The 16,623-nt window shown below is 64.2% G+C and carries 13 protein-coding genes; 4 read left to right on the forward strand and 9 right to left on the reverse strand.

Annotation, left to right across the window (positions count from 1 at the left end; genetic code table 11):
• Window positions 1-16 precede the first annotated feature (16 nt).
• The 3 genes from AC1VNY_RS17985 to AC1VNY_RS17995 all read right to left on the reverse strand — a co-directional run bounded on the left by AC1VNY_RS17985 (window position 17) and on the right by AC1VNY_RS17995 (window position 4,678).
• A complete protein-coding gene (locus AC1VNY_RS17985; RefSeq protein ID WP_482406164.1) occupies window positions 17-853 on the reverse strand; it encodes a tetratricopeptide repeat protein in 837 nt (278 codons plus the stop codon).
• Entirely contained in the window at window positions 840-2,564 is a 1,725-nt protein-coding gene (gene ilvD, locus AC1VNY_RS17990; protein WP_482406165.1) for a dihydroxy-acid dehydratase, read from the reverse strand. Before ilvD ends, AC1VNY_RS17985 begins: the two co-directional genes overlap by 14 nt.
• Before the next feature lie 497 nt (window positions 2,565-3,061).
• A complete protein-coding gene (locus tag AC1VNY_RS17995; protein WP_482406166.1) occupies window positions 3,062-4,678 on the reverse strand; it encodes a sensor domain-containing diguanylate cyclase in 1,617 nt (538 codons plus the stop codon).
• A gap of 231 nt (window positions 4,679-4,909) precedes the next feature.
• Here AC1VNY_RS17995 and AC1VNY_RS18000 point away from each other — a divergent pair, with 231 nt between their 5' ends.
• Window positions 4,910-5,092, forward strand: coding sequence for a hypothetical protein (locus tag AC1VNY_RS18000; RefSeq protein WP_016846867.1), 183 nt, complete (start codon window positions 4,910-4,912; stop codon window positions 5,090-5,092).
• Between the two features lie 252 nt (window positions 5,093-5,344).
• Here the strand turns inward: AC1VNY_RS18000 and AC1VNY_RS18005 are convergent, their stop codons facing one another.
• From AC1VNY_RS18005 to AC1VNY_RS18020, 4 genes are all read right to left on the reverse strand, one after another.
• On the reverse strand, window positions 5,345-6,259 hold the full coding sequence (locus tag AC1VNY_RS18005) for a hydroxymethylglutaryl-CoA lyase (protein ID WP_482406167.1): 915 nt from the start codon (window positions 6,257-6,259) through the stop codon (window positions 5,345-5,347).
• Entirely contained in the window at window positions 6,256-8,265 is a 2,010-nt protein-coding gene (locus AC1VNY_RS18010) for an acetyl/propionyl/methylcrotonyl-CoA carboxylase subunit alpha (RefSeq protein ID WP_482406168.1), read from the reverse strand. Before AC1VNY_RS18010 ends, AC1VNY_RS18005 begins: the two co-directional genes overlap by 4 nt.
• Before the next feature lie 14 nt (window positions 8,266-8,279).
• Complete coding sequence (locus AC1VNY_RS18015; protein ID WP_038386820.1) at window positions 8,280-9,884, reverse strand: carboxyl transferase domain-containing protein; 1,605 nt, start codon at window positions 9,882-9,884, stop codon at window positions 8,280-8,282.
• Between the two features lie 134 nt (window positions 9,885-10,018).
• Window positions 10,019-11,191, reverse strand: a complete 1,173-nt coding sequence (locus AC1VNY_RS18020) for an isovaleryl-CoA dehydrogenase (protein WP_304495281.1) — start codon at window positions 11,189-11,191, stop codon at window positions 10,019-10,021.
• A gap of 192 nt (window positions 11,192-11,383) precedes the next feature.
• On the opposite strand from AC1VNY_RS18020, the gene AC1VNY_RS18025 reads away from it, so the two are divergent.
• Window positions 11,384-12,037 carry a TetR/AcrR family transcriptional regulator gene (locus tag AC1VNY_RS18025; protein ID WP_482406169.1) on the forward strand — a complete coding sequence of 218 codons (654 nt, stop codon included), beginning with the start codon at window positions 11,384-11,386 and terminating at the stop codon, window positions 12,035-12,037.
• 2 nt (window positions 12,038-12,039) lie between these two features.
• Window positions 12,040-12,534 (forward strand): Lrp/AsnC family transcriptional regulator, encoded by a 495-nt coding sequence (locus AC1VNY_RS18030; protein WP_028332152.1) that lies wholly within the window; start codon window positions 12,040-12,042, stop codon window positions 12,532-12,534.
• A gap of 34 nt (window positions 12,535-12,568) precedes the next feature.
• Here the strand turns inward: AC1VNY_RS18030 and AC1VNY_RS18035 are convergent, their stop codons facing one another.
• Window positions 12,569-12,874, reverse strand: a complete 306-nt coding sequence (locus AC1VNY_RS18035; RefSeq protein ID WP_016846428.1) for an ETC complex I subunit — start codon at window positions 12,872-12,874, stop codon at window positions 12,569-12,571.
• Window positions 12,875-13,117: 243 nt separating this feature from the next.
• Between AC1VNY_RS18035 and AC1VNY_RS18040 the strand changes: the two genes are divergently transcribed.
• Window positions 13,118-14,281 carry an OpgC domain-containing protein gene (locus tag AC1VNY_RS18040; RefSeq protein ID WP_304495280.1) on the forward strand — a complete coding sequence of 388 codons (1,164 nt, stop codon included), beginning with the start codon at window positions 13,118-13,120 and terminating at the stop codon, window positions 14,279-14,281.
• Window positions 14,282-14,287: 6 nt separating this feature from the next.
• On the opposite strand, the gene AC1VNY_RS18045 is transcribed toward AC1VNY_RS18040, so the two are convergent.
• Window positions 14,288-16,108: a carbamoyltransferase family protein gene (locus AC1VNY_RS18045; RefSeq protein ID WP_482406170.1), complete on the reverse strand. Its 1,821-nt coding sequence runs from the start codon at window positions 16,106-16,108 to the stop codon at window positions 14,288-14,290.
• Window positions 16,109-16,623 lie beyond the last annotated feature (515 nt).

Below are 16,623 nucleotides of genomic sequence, written 5' to 3' on the forward strand. Positions count from 1 at the left end.
CGGCTTGGCCGGGAGATCAATCCCGGCGGCCCTGCACCCAGTGCTCGAGCATCTGCAGCGCCATCGCGCGGTCGTCCTCGGACGCCTTGGCGATCGCCCGGTTGTAGCTTTCCTTGATCCAGGCCTCGTCCGGCGTCGCGCTGTCGCGCGCCAGCGTCAGCCACATCAGGCCGCGTGCCCGCTGCGGCGGCAGGCGGTCGCCGTTGAACAGCATCTGGCCGAGCAGCGCCTGCGCCTGATGCTGGCCCTTCTGGGCGGCAAGCCCGAGCCAGCGCGCGCCATAGCGGAAGTCGTCCCGCGAGGCGTCCGGTGTCTTCAGGTACAGCCGGGCAAGGTCGTACTGGGCGTCGGCATTGCCGAAATAGGACGCGGCATAGGAGAACATCTCCCGCGCCCGCTCGGTGTCCGCCTTCACCTTGGAATTGGGAATGCCGCTCAGATAGTAGCGGCCGAGCGCCACGAAGGCATTGGCCACGATCGAGGCCTGCGGCGCCGACGGCGAATCCTCGGCATGCGCATTGGCGATCCGGCTGAAATACTCGAAGGCGCGCATGTCGTCCTGGATGACGCCGTCGCCCTCGGCGTACATCTTGCCAAGCTTCCACTGCGCCACAGGGTGACCGCCCTCGGCCTGGTACTGCAGCGAGTTGAACGACGAGGTCGGCGAGGTCGCCGCAGGCGCCACCGGAGTCGCGGCCCGTTTCAGCGCGCCGGCCGTCCCCGGCTGTGGAGAAACCACAGGAAGAACCGTATCTTGTGGGTTGACCGGAGCGCCGTCGAAACCGAATCCGGGGCCCGCCACCGGGATGGCCCCTAACGCAAACGCCAATATCGTACGCCTAAACGTCCGCATAACACTGTTTCTCGTACGCGCCACCCGGATGGGTGACTGCGCCATCCACCGCCGGCCCCACTTGCTCGGCGTACTTCCACAGCGCACCAGATGTATGGTTCGTCGCGCGAGGGGCCCATTTGGTCTTACGATTTGCGAGTTCGGCGTCGCTCAAATTTACGTTAAGGGTGCCGGCGACCGCATCGATCTCGATGATGTCGCCGTCTTGCAACAACCCGATCGGCCCGCCGACGGCCGCTTCGGGTCCAATATGTCCGATGCAGAAGCCACGAGTGGCGCCGGAGAACCGGCCATCGGTGATCAGGGCAATCTTGCCGCCCATCCCCTGCCCGGTCAGCGCCGCCGTGGTCGCCAGCATCTCCCGCATGCCGGGACCGCCCTTCGGCCCCTCGTAGCGGATCACGATAACCTCGCCTTCCCTGTAGGTGCGCTTCTGCACCGCCTCGAAGGCGTCTTCCTCGCGGTCGAAGCACCGGGCCGGACCGGTAAACCTCAGGTTGGACATTCCCGCGACCTTCACGATCGCACCCTCCGGAGCGAGATTACCCTTCAGCCCGACAACGCCACCTGTGACGGTGATCGGATTGTCGGCGGGCCGCACCACATCCTGGTGCGGATTCCATTTCACGCTTTTGAGGTTTTCGGCGATCGTTCGGCCAGTGACGGTCAGGCAATTCCCGTGCAGGTGGCCATTGTCGAGCAGCGTCTTCATCAGCAGCGGAATGCCACCTACTTCAAACATGTCTTTGGCAACATAACGGCCGCCCGGCTTCAAATCCGCGACGTAAGGAGTCTTTTTGAAGATTTCGGCGACGTCGAACAAATTGAATTTAATGCCGCACTCATGGGCGATCGCCGGCAGGTGCAGCGCAGCATTGGTCGAACCACCTGAGGCTGCAACCACCGCCGCAGCATTTTCAAGGGCTTCGCGGGTGACGATGTCGCGGGGCCGGATGTTTTTCTCGATCAGCTCCATCACCTTCTCGCCGGCGGCGGCGCAGAAGGAGTCGCGGATCTCGTAAGGCGCCGGGGCCCCGGCAGAATACGGGAGCGCGAGGCCAATCGCCTCGGAGACGGTCGCCATGGTGTTGGCGGTGAATTGGGCGCCGCAGGCGCCGGCCGACGGGCACGCCACCCGCTCGATCTCGTCGAGGTCCTCGTCCGACATGGCGCCGACCGAGTGCTTGCCGACCGCCTCGAACATGTCCTGCACGGTCACCGGCTGCCCGCGGAAGTTGCCGGGCAGGATCGAGCCGCCATAGATGAAGATCGACGGCACGTTGAGGCGGACCATCGCCATCATCATGCCCGGCAGCGACTTGTCGCAGCCGGCGAGCCCGACCAGCGCGTCATAGGAGTGGCCACGGACCGTCAGCTCGACCGAATCGGCGATGCATTCACGCGACGGCAGCGACGAGCGCATGCCGTCATGGCCCATCGCGATGCCGTCGGTGACGGTGATGGTGCAGAACTCGCGCGGCGTGCCGCCGGCCGAGGCCACGCCCTTCTTCACCGCCTGCGCCTGGCGCATCAGCGAAATGTTGCAGGGAGCGGCTTCATTCCAACATGAAGCAACGCCGACAAAGGGTTGATGAATCTGGGCTGTCGTCAGCCCCATCGCATAGAGATAGGACCGGTGCGGTGCGCGCTCGGGGCCCTCCGTCACGTGACGGCTGGGCAGCCTGCCCTTGATGTTCGTCTTAACGTCCATCGCGATCCTGTTCCCGGCGCTCTTTCCTGCATCAACGCCGGAACCCGAAAAAATGTCCCACCGTCGGATTCAGCTACGTGAATATCCTTTCATGTCGGGGTGTGGCTAAAAAGCGGCGCGACTACGGACCGGGTGTTTTTAAGGTTAAATGTTCAAGCACCGTTGCAGCGCCGCAACAATCGTGGCCGCCGTGCAACCATGTATTACCAGTCCTTATGGGAACCTGACGCGGGCCTGACCACATAGCCGATCGATTGCTGCCTTGTGACGGAGCACGCTTGAGTAGCGGGATTGAAGGACAGCCGCTGTCGTCCCGGCGAAGGTCAGGACCCATACTCCGCAGCGGGTGTTGTGGAGGGGACTCGTCGTATGAGCATCGCGCAATAATCGGCATTTGTGGTTATGGGTCCCTGCTCCCGTGCGCAATTGCGCACTAGGCAGGGACGACGCCGAATGTGTGGGTGTCGCTTGTGAGTCAAATATCCGCATCCTGCAATTTACCCGGCGGCCAGCTTCGGTGGCGACGGAGGTGACCAGCACTCCGTGCGATTCCGGCCGTGCTCCTTGGCCTGGTAGAGCGCCGCATCGGCGGCCTTCATCAGGGCATCAATCCCGGGCATGCTTGTGAGGGCCTCGGCAACGCCGATGCTCACCGTGAGTGACACCGCCCGATCATCCGCGCCCACCGTCAGCGCTTCCGCCCTCTTGCGGATGCGTTCGGCGACGGTTCGGGCGCGCGACAATGTGGTCTCCGGCAGCAGGACCGCGAACTCCTCGCCTCCGACGCGGCCGACGACGTCGGACTTGCGCTTGCCCCGAATGCATATCCCGGCAACAGCCTTGATGGCCTCGTCACCGGCCGCATGTCCAAAGCGATCATTGATGCTCTTGAAGTGATCGATATCGACCATCAGCACGGATACGGAACGATAGTAGCGCTGGAACCGGCTCCACTCCGCATCCAGCGTCGTCAGGAAGTGCCTGCGGTTGAACAATCCGGTAAGCGGATCGGTGGTCGCAAGCACCTCCAGCTGCCGTGCGTTGCGTACGAGATCGGTCACGTCGACGAAGGTCAGCATGCGACCGCCGTTAGCCATCGTCGAGCAATGGATCCTGATATGGCGACCGTCCGGCGTCTGCACGTCGCGCTTGTGGTCGCCCGCCTTGATCTCGGCGATCCGCTTTGCGGGAAAGGCCCTGACTTGCTCCGGGGTCGCGTCCGCCGGAACGGCGCGGCGGTTGCGCGTGAGCAGCGTGATGTATGCCGGATGCCGCGCGACCTCCTCCTCGCTCACCTCCCAGAATTCCCGCATTCGCCGATTGAGGAAGATCGCATTGAGATCGCGGTCGAGCAGGACGACGCCGTCCTCCACGTTCTCGAGCGCACCGGTCAGCACCTTCAACTTGTCCGATGCCCGCACGATGTCGGTCACGGGCGTGTAGCTCACCATCCGGCCGCCGTCGGGCAGCGGCGTGCACTGACATCGAACCACATCACCATTGCTGCGCCTGAGATCGATCGGGTTCGGGTCCCCGACGCTCACGAGGCGGACGCGCTCGGCAAGGTAGGCATGAAGCTGCTCAGCCGGCAGCTCATAGGCCATGGTCTTGCAGCCGTGCTGCATCAGATCGGCGAAGGTGGGGTTGCGGTCGGCCACCGCGTCCGGAAGCGCCCACATGCTCCGAAACGCACGATTGATGAACAGGGCTTTCAGCTCCGAGTCCAACAGCAGGATGCCGACGGGGATCTGATCGAGCGCCGCGCGCAGCGCCAGCATGTGCCCGCGCAGAATGTCGCCGCTGCGCCGCTCCGGAATGGCGGCCGGTGCGGGAGCGGCAGGCGCGGGCGCCGCAGCGCTCGCCTGCTGCTCCTCAAAAACCAGGCCGAGCTGGCGGTCCGATTGCCAGAGCCGTTTGCATGGCTTCACCTGATTGCTGCCGACGAGCAACAGTTGAATGTGATCGGGAATGCCAACGACACTTTCGAGTTCCACGGTGGCGCCCGTCTCCGTGAGCTGGCGGACCGTGCAGTCGAAGGCCGACCGGCCGAAGTTGAAGACGATTTTTCCGGCCAGAAATGTTCGGCCGCGGGAAGCTGACACCTGTCCGGACATGGCGAGAATCCACCTGGAGCAATTGCGAGCCCCTCACCTCAGCACGTTTGAGTCACCAAGCCATGAACGCTTTCGGGAGGGTTTAATCGGGCGCCGCGCCGATGACGGCGGCTGTGTGCGCCGCAAAACTGCCGGGAAGAATTTAGTTCTACCCTATAATTATGCTGCGCTAGACGCAGTCGGAGTAGTAGCGTCGCAACTCCCTCAGTAACAGTCAGGGAAATTCCCGCCATGTCTGCTCTTCAAGCGAAGCTGGAACGATTTGAGATCCTCGCCGACGAATGCGAGCTGATCGCTAGCAGGACGCTGGATGGGAGCAACCGCGAACTGTACCAGCGGCTGGGCGGGCACTATCGCGAGCTGGCGACCGATATGAGGGCCGTGATCGCGACGATCAACGCTCCGGCAGCGTAAGAAAAAGGGCCGCTCGAAACAACAAGCGGCCCAAGTCTAGGGAGGAAACGCCCTCAAGGAGGGCGGCGATAGCGCAAGGCGCTGTCGCACCATACGCATATGGGTTGAGAGTCCAGCTTCGGGAGCCCAGACTGCGCAAGCCGGGGGTGCGACTATGTGCCTTGAATCTGCGCTTCGCAGCGCATAAGTCCGAGCGCGACCGCCGAAGATTGAGGCGGCTACAATCCCAAATCGCTCCAAGCATCCCACAATTTACGATTTGGGGAGCCGCTTGCGCTTCGCGTTGAGCGCGGACGCAACACGGCTCACCGGCGGACGGCCGAGCAATCCAGCGACCTCGTTCGTCGCGGCGAGCAGCTTGTCCATATCGATCCCGGTCTTCACGCCCATGCCTTCGAGCATGTAGACGACGTCCTCGGTCGCAACGTTGCCGGTGGCGCCGGGGGCGTAGGGGCAGCCGCCGAGGCCGCCGGCGGCGGCATCGATCACGCGGACGCCTTCTTCCATGCCGGCATAGAGATTGGCGAGCGCCTGGCCGTAGGTGTCGTGGAAGTGCATCGCGAGCTTGCCGACCGGCAACTCAGAACCGACCGCACGCAGCATCTGCTTGGCCTTCAGCGGCGTGCCGACGCCGATGGTGTCGCCGAGCGATATCTCGTAGCAGCCGAGATCCCAAAGCGTCACCGCGAGGTCGGCGACCGCCTTCGGCTTGATCTCGCCGTCGAACGGACAGCCGAGCACGCAGGAGATATAGCCGCGCACCTTGACGCCGTCGGCCTTGGCGCGGGCCAACACCGGCTTGAAGCGCTCGATCGATTCCGCGACCGAGCAATTGATGTTGGCGCGGGAGAAGCCTTCGGAGGCCGCGGCGAACACCGAGACCACCTGGGCGCCCGCCGCGCGCGCCGCGTCATAACCCTTCTCGTTCGGCACCAGCACATGGAATTCGGCGTCCTTGATGTGGCTGACGCCGCGCAGCACCTGGTCGGAGCTTGCCATCTGCGGGATCGCCTTCGGCGACACGAAGGCGCCGACCTCGACCGTATCGAGCCCGGCCGCCACCAGCGCCTCGACGAACGCGATGCGCGCCTCGACGCTGACCGGCGTCTTTTCGTTCTGCAGGCCGTCGCGCGGCCCCATCTCGATGATCTTGATCTGATCGCTCATGACGCGGCCGCGGGCTCGACTTCGGCAAGCTCGACGCCCTCGCCGACGATGTCGCCGACCTTGCATTTGAGCTTCTTCAGCACCCCGGCATAGGGCGCGCGCAGGGTCTGCTCCATCTTCATCACTTCCAGGGTCAGGATCGGCGCGCCCTTCTCCAAGGTCGCGCCCTCCTCGGCCAGCAGCGCGACCACGGTGCCCGGCAAGGGAGCCACGATCTTGTCCTCGCCGACCTGCTCCTCGCTCTCGCCGCCGAACGGATCGACCCAGTGCAGGTCGAAGCGGCCGTTGCGGGTGCGCAAGTAAAGCTCGTGGCCCTCGACGACCGAAGCAATGCGCGACTTGAGGCCGTTGAGCGTCAGGTCGACGCCGTCATCGCCGGCTGACGAGATCGCAAAGACGAGTTCCCGGCCGCCGACGGAGAGCGTCGACGGTCCGTTGCCATAGTGCAGCGTGATGGTCTGGGCGGGCTCATGGCCCTGCCGGAACGAAAACACCCGCTGACGGCGGCCGACCGGCATCCAGCCGAAGGCCTGCCAGGGCGAGTTGGCCTCACGCCGCGCCGCCTTCTGCTCGTTGTTGACGATCGCGGCCACTGCTGCGCAAAGCTCGAACTCGCCGGCCGTGCCCGCGCCCGATGTCAGGTTCTTCAGCTCGCGCTCGATGAAGCCGGTATCGATCGCATTGGCTCGCGTATCCTTATGCGTCACCAGCGACGACAGGAACGGGATGTTGGTGACGATGCCGCGGACATCGGTTTCCTCAAGCCCGCGATTGAGCTTCTCGATCGCGCCCTCGCGCGTCGGCGCCCAGGCGATCACCTTGGCGAGCATCGCGTCGTAGTAGGGCGAGACATTATCGCCGCTGCGATAGCCGGCATCGATGCGCAGGCCGTCGCCTTCCTGTGGCGTGCGCCAGGTCTTGATGCGGCCGACCGAGGGCATGAAGTTCTTCTGGGGATTTTCGGCGTAGACGCGCGCCTCGATGGCATGCCCGTTCAGCCTGATCTCGTCCTGCTTCAGCGGCAGCGCCTCGCCGAAGGCGACGCGGAGCTGCCATTCGACGAGATCGACGCCGGTGATCAGCTCGGTGACGGGATGCTCGACCTGCAGGCGGGTGTTCATCTCGATGAAGAACACGTCCTTGCCGTCGGAGACGAACTCGATGGTGCCGGCGCCGATATAATTGACCGCGCCGGCAGCCTTGCGGGCGGCCTCGCAAACCGTCTCGCGTTGCGCGGCGTTCAGCGTCGGCGACGGCGCCTCCTCGATCACCTTCTGGTGGCGGCGCTGCAGCGTGCATTCGCGCTCCCACAGCGAAAGCAGATTGCCGTGGCTGTCGCCGATGATCTGCACCTCGATATGGCGCGGGTTCTGCACATATTTCTCGATCAGCATGCGGTCGTCGCCGAATGCCGCCTTGGCCTCGCGCTTGGCGCTGGTGATCGCGGCCGTGAGCTCAGCGGCCGAGTTGACAACACGCATGCCGCGGCCGCCGCCGCCGGCCGACGCCTTCACCAGCACGGGGAAGCCGATCCGGTTGGCGGCCTCCGCCAAGGTCGCCTCGTCCTGGGCCTCGCCGTGATAGCCGGGCACCAAGGGCACGCCGGCCTTCTCCATCAGCGCCTTCGAGCCGGACTTCGAGCCCATCGCCGTCATCATCTCGGCGGTCGGGCCGACGAACACCAAACCTGCTTCAAGACAGGCCTGCGCGAACTCCGCATTTTCAGACAGGAAGCCGTAGCCGGGATGCACCGCCTCGGCGCCGGTCTCCTTGGCGGCGGCGATGACGCGCTCGATGCTGAGATAGCTGTCGCGGGCCCGGGCCGGACCGAGCAGCACGGCCTCGTCGGCGAGCGCGACATGCATCGAGTCGCGGTCGGCCTCGGAATAAACCGCGACGGTGCGCAGCCCCATGGCGCGCGCCGAGCGGATGACGCGGCAGGCGATCTCGCCGCGGTTGGCGATCAGAAGCGTGCGGAAACGCCGGGTGAGTTTTGAGCGGTCCATGGTCAGTTCCTGGGTCACATCCTGAACAGGCCGAATTTCGTCGGCTCGATCGGCGCGTTGGCGGCGGCCGACAGGCCAAGTCCGAGCACCAGGCGGGTGTCGGCGGGATCGATCACGCCGTCATCCCACAACCGCGCCGTCGCGTAATACGGATTGCCCTGCTTCTCGTACTGCGCGCGGATCGGCTCGCGGAACTTGTCTTCCTCTTCCGCCGACCAGCTCTCGCCCTTGGCCTCGATGCCGTCGCGGCGCACTTGACTGAGCACCATCGAGGCCTGCTCACCGCCCATCACCGAGATGCGCGCGTTCGGCCACAGCCAGAGGAAGCGCGGGCTGTAGGCGCGGCCGCACATGCCGTAATTGCCGGCGCCGTAGGAGCCGCCAATCACGACGGTGAATTTCGGCACCCCCGCGGTGGCAACCGCCGTCACCAGCTTGGCGCCGTCGCGCGCGATGCCGCCCGCCTCGTATTTCTTGCCGACCATGAAGCCGGTGATGTTCTGCAGGAACACCAGGGGAATGCCGCGCTGGCAGCACAGCTCGATGAAATGCGCGCCCTTCAGCGAGCTCTCGCTGAACAGGATGCCGTTATTGGCGATAATGCCGACCGGATAGCCAAAGATATGGGCGAAGCCGCAGATCAGCGTGGTGCCGTAGAGCTTCTTGAATTCGTCGAACTCGGAGCCGTCGACGATCCGCGCGATGATGTCGTGCACGTCGAACGGTTTTCTGCCGTCGGCGGAGACCACGCCATAGATCTCCTCGGCCGGAAACAGCGGCTCCTGCGCAGGGCGCATGTTGAGCTGTGCCTTCACCGGCTGCTTCAGCGTGCCGACGATGCGGCGCGCGATCCCGATCGCGTGGGCGTCGTTTTGCGCATAGTGATCGGTCACGCCCGACTGCCGGGAGTGCACATCGGCGCCGCCGAGCTCTTCGGCGGTGACGACCTCGCCGGTCGCCGCCTTCACCAGCGGCGGACCGCCGAGGAAGATCGTGCCCTGGTTGCGCACGATGATGCTCTCGTCGGACATCGCCGGCACATAGGCGCCGCCCGCGGTGCAGGAGCCCATCACGATCGCGATCTGCGGGATGCCCTGCGACGACATCTGGGCCTGGTTGTAGAAGATGCGGCCGAAATGCCGCTCGTCGGGAAATATCTCGTCCTGCAGCGGCAGGAAGGCGCCGCCGGAATCCACCATGTAGACGCAGGGCAGATTGTTCTGCCGCGCGATGTCCTGGGCGCGCAGATGCTTCTTCACCGTCATCGGGTAATAGGTGCCGCCCTTGATGGTGGCGTCGTTGGCGACGATGATGCACTCGCGCCCTGCGATGCGCCCGACGCCGGTGATGACGCTGGCCGAGTGCACGTCACCGCCATAGAGCCCGTTGGCGGCCAGCGGCGACAGTTCGAGGAACGCGGTACCGGGGTCGACCAGGAGATCGACGCGATCGCGCGCCAGCATCTTGCCGCGCGAGGTGTGCCGCTTGCGCGAGGTCTCGCCGCCGCCACCGGCCACCTGGTTGAGCTTTCCGCGGAGCTCCGCGACCAGGCCGCGCATCACCTCGGCGTTGCGGGCGAATTCAGAAGATGTGGGATCGATCGTCGAATGAAGCGGCATCGGTGTTGCACGTTTCGTTGGAGTATCGGTGGGGTTCAAGGTCAATCATCGTGCCGGGGTGAGTTGCCACCGTCGATGCGGTGACAGGCCTCACCCCGCCCCTCTCCCGCAAGCGCGGGGCGAGGGAGAAGACATCAGGCCGTCTTGGCGAACAGCTCGCGGCCGATCAGCATCCGGCGGATCTCGCTGGTGCCGGCGCCGATCTCGTAGAGCTTTGCGTCGCGCAGCAAGCGGCCGGTCGGATAGTCGTTGATGTAGCCGTTGCCGCCGAGCAGCTGGATCGCATCCAGCGCGCACTGGGTGGCCTTCTCGGCGGCATAGAGGATGGCGCCGGCGGCATCCTCGCGCGTGGTCTCGCCGCGGTCGCAGGCTTTCGCGACGGCGTAAACATAGGCGCGCGAGGCGTTCATCGTGGTGTACATGTCGGCGACCTTGCCCTGCACCAGCTGGAACGAACCGATCGGCTCGCCGAACTGCTTGCGCTCGTGGACGTAAGGCAGCACCACGTCCATGCAGGCCTGCATGATGCCGATCGGCCCCGCCGCCAGCACCGCGCGCTCATAGTCGAGACCACTCATCAGCACATTGACGCCGCGGCCGACCTCAGAGAGCACGTTCTCCTCCGGCACCTCGCAATCCTCGAACACCAGTTCGCAGGTGTCGGAGCCGCGCATGCCGAGCTTGTCGAGCTTCTGCGCGGTGGAAAATCCCTTCATGCCCTTTTCAATGATGAAGGCGGTGATGCCGCGCGGGCCGGCGTTCGGATCGGTCTTGGCGTAGACCACCAGCGTATCGGCGACCGGGCCGTTGGTGATCCACATCTTGTTGCCGTTCAGCACGAAGCGGTCGCCCTTCCTGTCGGCGCGGGTCTTCATCGAGACCACGTCCGAGCCCGCGGACGGCTCGGACATCGCGAGCGAGCCGACGTGCTCGCCGGAGATCAGCTTCGGCAGATATTTGCGCTTCTGCGCCTCGCTGCCGTTGCGGCGGATCTGGTTGACGCAGAGGTTGGAATGCGCGCCGTAGGACAGGCCGACCGCGGCCGACGCCCGCGAGATCTCCTCGACCGCGATGCAGTGCTCGAGATAGCCGAGGCCCGAGCCGCCATACTCCTCCTCGACGGTGATGCCGTGCAGGCCGAGCGCGCCGATCCGGGGCCATAGGTCGCGCGGAAACTGGTTGCTGCGGTCGATCTCGGCGGCGCGCGGAGCGATCTCGTTGGTCGAGAAGTCATGCACCGTCTCGCGGATCGCATCCGCGGTCTCGCCAAGGTCAAAATTGAAGATTGCCGCCTGGTTCGAGGCCATGATCCCTCCCGTGAGATTCATCTTGCAATTAAACGATCATACGTTTTTTTCTTGGCTTCGCAAGCAATCGTGCTATGGTTTGGGCATGAAATCGGCAGTGCATTGAATTCACTGGGATTTCATGCGATATACATACGGTCGTTCGCTTGTTTCCTGGTCCGTCCTGGCAAGCCAACACCCTCCGAGGCCCCGATGGCACGCACGATCGGCTCACACGGTCCCACCACGCTGGAGGCGATCCGCAAGGCCGGCGTGCGCCTGATCTTCGAGCACGGTTACGAGGCCATGAGCCTGCGCCAGCTTGCCGCCGAGGTCGGCATCCAGGCGGGCTCACTCTACAACCATATCTCAACCAAGCAGGACCTGCTGTTCGATCTGGTGCAGGACCATATCAACGATTTGCTGCGCGAGCTTGATCTTGCGCTCGAGGGCAAGGCCGATCCGGTCGAGAAGCTGCGCGCCTTTGTCGCGTTCCACGTCACCTATCACATGACCCGCAAGCGCGAGGTCTTCATCGCCAATTCCGAGCTGCGCAGCCTCGATGCGAAGAATTACGACGCAGTGGTGGCGCTGCGCGGCGCCTATGAGCAGCGGCTGGCGCAGATCCTCACCGACGGGGCGTCGGACGGCGTGTTCGAGGTCGTCGACATCCAGGTCGCGACCTTCGCGATCCTGGCGCTGCTCACCGGGCTCTGCACCTGGTACCGCCCCGGCGGCCGTCTGACCCGCGACGCTATCATCGCGGCGCACGAGAAGCTGGTGCTGTCGGGCGTCGCGCCGCGGGCCGCGATCGGCCAGGCGAGCCACGGCAGCGACAGCCGGCGCGCCGCCGTCGCGGGCTCGTGACCGTGACCGAGCGCCCACAGCTCGATGACATCGATCTGCGGATCCTGTCCGAGTTGCAGCGGGACGGCCGGATCAGGATCAACGAGCTCGCCGAGCGGGTCGGCATCACTGCCCCGCCTTGCCTGCGCCGGGTTCGCGCCCTGCGCAGCCGCGGCGTGATCCAGGCGATCCGTGCCACGCTGGACGAACGGCTGCTCGGCTATGAGGTGACGACCTTCGTGCTGATCCAGCTCGACAGCCAGACCCTGAGCGCGATCGAGGCGTTCGAGGCTGATGTGGCGGCCGTGCCGCGCTTCCTGCAATGCTGGCGGATCTCGGGCGATGCCGACTTCATGCTCCGATGCGTCGCGCCCAGCGTCGACGACATGCGCCAGCAGCTGCTGCAATTCGCCGGCCTGCCCAATGTGCGCAAGATCAGAAGCTTTCCGGTGCTCGGCGTCTCCAAGGACGCGCCGCTGCCGATCCCGGGCGCCCTCGCCGCGCCCGCGGCGAGCTGATCCGGGCGCTAGTCAGGGCTTAGTGGGTCCAACCTTAGTGGGTCCAAGGCTCCCAACGGCGGAACGCGAAATTGTCGGCATAGGCGATCTGGCGGTGCGCCGAATCCTTCGGCTCGATCACCTGGTAGGCGATGCCCTTGCGCTCGCAATAGGCGACCGCCTCTTCCTTGGTCTCGAACTGCAGCGTCAGCTGCTGCTTCATGTCGGTGGACGAGGTCCAGCCCATCAAGGGCTCCACGGAGCGCGGCTGCTCCGGCTCGTAGTCCAGTTGCCACTCTTTGGTCTTGGCACGTCCCGATTGCATCGCGTTTTTGGCGGGCTTAAAAATGCGTGCGGTCATGGATGGTCGGCCCCGTGGGATGTGCGACATGGAAGCGATTTGAAGGAAACCGCCGGGATAGTATAGAGACACCTATCAACGATCTGATCGGTGATTCCTCGGATCTCGGAGGCAGCCTTCGCCGGACCGGTATAGTCATTCTACCGCGCTGTGACAATCTGGCCCCGGGAGGCTCCCTTAGCAGTCCCCTGGGCCCGCGGCGCGATCTTCTCGACAAGCATCACCTCGAGGAAGCGGCGCCCCATGGAAATCCACGCTACCCTGCCCGAAAAAGGACGTGACCTCCGGCTCGACCTGTTCCGCGGGGTCGCGAACTGGGCGATCTATCTCGATCACATCCCCGACAATGTCGTGAACTGGATCACGACGCGGAATTACGGCTTCAGCGACGCCGCGGACCTGTTCGTCTTCATCTCCGGCTACACCGCCTCCTTCGTCTACGCCCGCATGATGCTGGAACGCGGCTTCATCGTCGGCGCCACCCGGCTGACCAAGCGGGTCTGGCAGCTCTACGTCGCCCACATCATCCTGTTCGTGATCTACATCGCCTCGATCAGCTATCTGGCGCTGCGCTTCGGCGATTCCGAGATCATCAACGAGTTCAACGTCGCCGGCCTCGTCGACAACGCCACCGAGACGCTGCGCCAGGGCCTGTTCCTGAAATTCAAGCCGGTCAATCTCGACGTGCTGCCGCTCTATATCGTGCTGATGGGCCTGTTCCCGCCGGTGCTGTGGTTCATGCTGCGGCGGCCGAACTGGACCATGGCAGCCTCGCTCGTGCTGTGGCTGCTGTCGCGCCACCAGGGCTGGAACCTGCCGGCCTACCCGGCCGGCAGCTGGTACTTCAATCCGTTCGCCTGGCAGGTGCTGTTCGTGTTCGGCTCGTGGTGCGCGATGGGCGGCGCACGCAACAACATGGGCATCATCAACTCGCGCTACACGTTGTGGTTCTGCATCGCCTATATGATTTTCGCGCTGATCATGACGATGGCCGGACGCTTCCCGGACTTCGGCGCCATGTTCCCGGACTGGCTCTATTCGGCCTTCAACCCGAACGACAAGACCAACCTTGCGCCGTATCGCTTCCTGCACTTCGTGGTGATCACGGTCCTGGTGATCCGCTTCATCCCGAAGGACTGGGCGGCGCTGGAGTGGAAGGTGTTCGATCCCCTGATCGTCTGCGGCCAGCAGTCGCTGGCGGTATTCTGCGTCGGCGTGTTCCTGTCCTTTGTCGGACATTTCGAGCTCTCGATGAGCTCGGGCTCGCTGTTCGCGCAGATCTTCGTCAGCATCTCCGGCATCGCGATCATGACGATCGTGGCCTACTACATCTCGTGGTCGAAGCGGCAGGACAAGCCGGTCAAGCCGCCGGCGGCAAAGCCCGCGGCACCGGCGACACCCGCGTAATAAGTTTCAGCCGCCGCCGCGACTGGTGTCCTGCGTCGTCGAGGAGACGATGGTGGCGACGTCGCCGAACGTCGTCATGACAGGCGTGACGACCTTGTGCATGGCGGTCTTCGACACTAGCGTGTCGTGCATCACGAGGTGGTCGATCCCGGTGGTGAGGAAGCAGCTGACCGCGTCCTGCGGCGTCTCGATGATCGGCTCGCCCTTGACGTTGAACGAGGTGTTGATCAGGACCGGCACGCCGGTCAGCGCCTCGAACTCCTTCAGCAGGCGATAGAGCATCGGGTTGGTCTCTTCCCGCACGCTCTGCACCCGTGCCGAACCGTCGACATGCACGATCGCCGGAATCCTGTCGCGCCATTCCGGCCGCACCGGCTTTGCGATCAGCATGTAGGGCGAGTCCTCCTCGCCTTCGAAGATCTCCTTCATGCGCTCGGCCAGCACGATCGGCGCGAACGGCCGGAAGGCCTGGCGGTGCTTGACCCGGCTGTTGAGGATGTCCTTCATCTCGGCCTTGCGCGGATCGGCGATCAGGCTGCGGTTGCCGAGCGCGCGCGGACCGAATTCGGAACGGTCCTGAAACCAGCCGATCACGCGCTGGTCGGCGAGCAGCTTTGCGGTGTCGCGGCAGATATTGTCGCTGCGCTTCGCGTCGATCTGGATGCGCACCAGGAAGCTTTGCAGCGCGGCGGCCACCTCGGCGTCGCTGTAGCGCCGCCCGACATAGGCGTGGTCCATCACGAACGAGCGGCGCTGCTTGAGCACTTCGAGCCAGCCGTAATAGGCGCAACCGATCGCGATGCCGTCGTCGCCGGCGGCGGGCTGGATCCAGATGTTTTCGAAACCTGACTCGCGCGCGATGCGCCCGTTGGCCACGCAGTTCAGCGCGACGCCGCCGGCGATGCAGAGATTTTTCGCCCCCGTGGTCTCGCGCAGCCAGCGCGCCCGCGCCAGCAACACGTTCTCGGTGTCGTCCTGCACCCGCCAGGCGATGTCCTCCCAGTGCCGCATCGCCGGACTCTTGTCCCAGCTGCCGCTGTCGAGCACGAAGGGCTGCTGGTTCTCGGCGCCCCAGAACGGCACGTGCAGCTTGCCGTCCTTCATCTCGAGCAGATGGCCGACCTGCTCCCGGCGGCCATAGGGCGCAAGCCCCATCAACTCGCCGCACTTGTTCCAGTCGCCGAACACATAGGTCGAGACCCGGCTGTACAGCGCCCCCAGTCCCGGCATGTTGTAGAACTCGTCCGACAACAGCCCGCGCGACGGCTCCATGAAGACCTTCTTCAGGCATTCGAGCCTGGTGTCGTCGAACCTGTAGTAGCTCTCGGACTCGCGGGCCAGCGGCGATGCCTCATCCTCGGAGTAGGACTCCATCGCGTCGGCCCGATAATTGCCGACGCCGTCGACGATCATCACGACGCCGTCCCTGAATGGCGACACCGCGAACGCGCTGTAGGCATGCGCGAGGTGGTGCGAGATCGACACCACCTTGTCGGATTTGGAACGAAACAGCGGGTGCTTGATTGCCTCGTTGCGTTCGGCGATCGGCAGGAAGCCCGGCATATCCTGGTGGAGCATCCGCTCCTCCATCTCGGGCACCGGCAGGATGTAGCTGTTGCGCACCACGAGATCGACGTCGTCGAGGGTGATGCCCTCGGCCGACAGGCAGTAGTCGACGACTTCCTTGTAGAAGCCGGAGGCGTGCTTCTCGCGGGTGATGCGCTCCTTGGAGATCGCGTAGGCGATCGCGCCGTCACGCAGCAGGCAGGCGCTGACGTCATGGTCGTAGACGTTGAGACCAAGGACGTAAGTGTGTTGTTTCGGCATGGGCACTCTTTGGAAGGATACTGCAACGCTGAGAGAACAGGATCGTGTCGACTTCAAGTTCTCGCCGGCATTTTCCGAGGTTCTCAAATCTCTGCTTCTGCGATGCACAAATCAAATCGGCGCAACACAAGATGAACAGAATGAACGGCGGATGAACGACAAGATGAGCGCAGCAACGACAGTATCCTTTGCAGGCGGGACTGTAACTTGACCTTACCTGTTGGTCTCAATAGAGTCGTTAAAGCTCGCAAGAACCTTAGTGAAAATATTGTCTTAGCATGCACGAACCGAATGCCGGTGTCGCGCGTCTAAGCGAGACAGCCAGCATCAGTTCAGATGTTTGGAAGTGGACTGGAGATCTTCAGAATGACTAAACGCTACAATATCCTGACTCGTTGCCTAGCAGCAGTCGCTTTGTTGTTCGTCTATGTCGCAAGCACCTCTGCCATCCTGGTCGGCGTCACCACAGCGCCTGCGCAAGCCTGGCGCGGACGCGGCGGTGGCTGGGGCTATCG

It is taken from the genome of Bradyrhizobium ferriligni (assembly GCF_056837965.1).

Coding starts and splice junctions, on each gene's coding strand:
- AC1VNY_RS17985 (WP_482406164.1), bottom strand. CDS start 853: ATGCGGACGTTTAGGCGTACGATATTGGCGTTTGCGTTAGGGGCCATC.
- ilvD (WP_482406165.1), bottom strand. CDS start 2,564: ATGGACGTTAAGACGAACATCAAGGGCAGGCTGCCCAGCCGTCACGTG.
- AC1VNY_RS17995 (WP_482406166.1), bottom strand. CDS start 4,678: ATGTCCGGACAGGTGTCAGCTTCCCGCGGCCGAACATTTCTGGCCGGA.
- AC1VNY_RS18000 (WP_016846867.1), top strand. CDS start 4,910: ATGTCTGCTCTTCAAGCGAAGCTGGAACGATTTGAGATCCTCGCCGAC.
- AC1VNY_RS18005 (WP_482406167.1), bottom strand. CDS start 6,259: ATGAGCGATCAGATCAAGATCATCGAGATGGGGCCGCGCGACGGCCTG.
- AC1VNY_RS18010 (WP_482406168.1), bottom strand. CDS start 8,265: ATGGACCGCTCAAAACTCACCCGGCGTTTCCGCACGCTTCTGATCGCC.
- AC1VNY_RS18015 (WP_038386820.1), bottom strand. CDS start 9,884: ATGCCGCTTCATTCGACGATCGATCCCACATCTTCTGAATTCGCCCGC.
- AC1VNY_RS18020 (WP_304495281.1), bottom strand. CDS start 11,191: ATGGCCTCGAACCAGGCGGCAATCTTCAATTTTGACCTTGGCGAGACC.
- AC1VNY_RS18025 (WP_482406169.1), top strand. CDS start 11,384: ATGGCACGCACGATCGGCTCACACGGTCCCACCACGCTGGAGGCGATC.
- AC1VNY_RS18035 (WP_016846428.1), bottom strand. CDS start 12,874: ATGACCGCACGCATTTTTAAGCCCGCCAAAAACGCGATGCAATCGGGA.
- AC1VNY_RS18040 (WP_304495280.1), top strand. CDS start 13,118: ATGGAAATCCACGCTACCCTGCCCGAAAAAGGACGTGACCTCCGGCTC.
- AC1VNY_RS18045 (WP_482406170.1), bottom strand. CDS start 16,108: ATGCCGAAACAACACACTTACGTCCTTGGTCTCAACGTCTACGACCAT.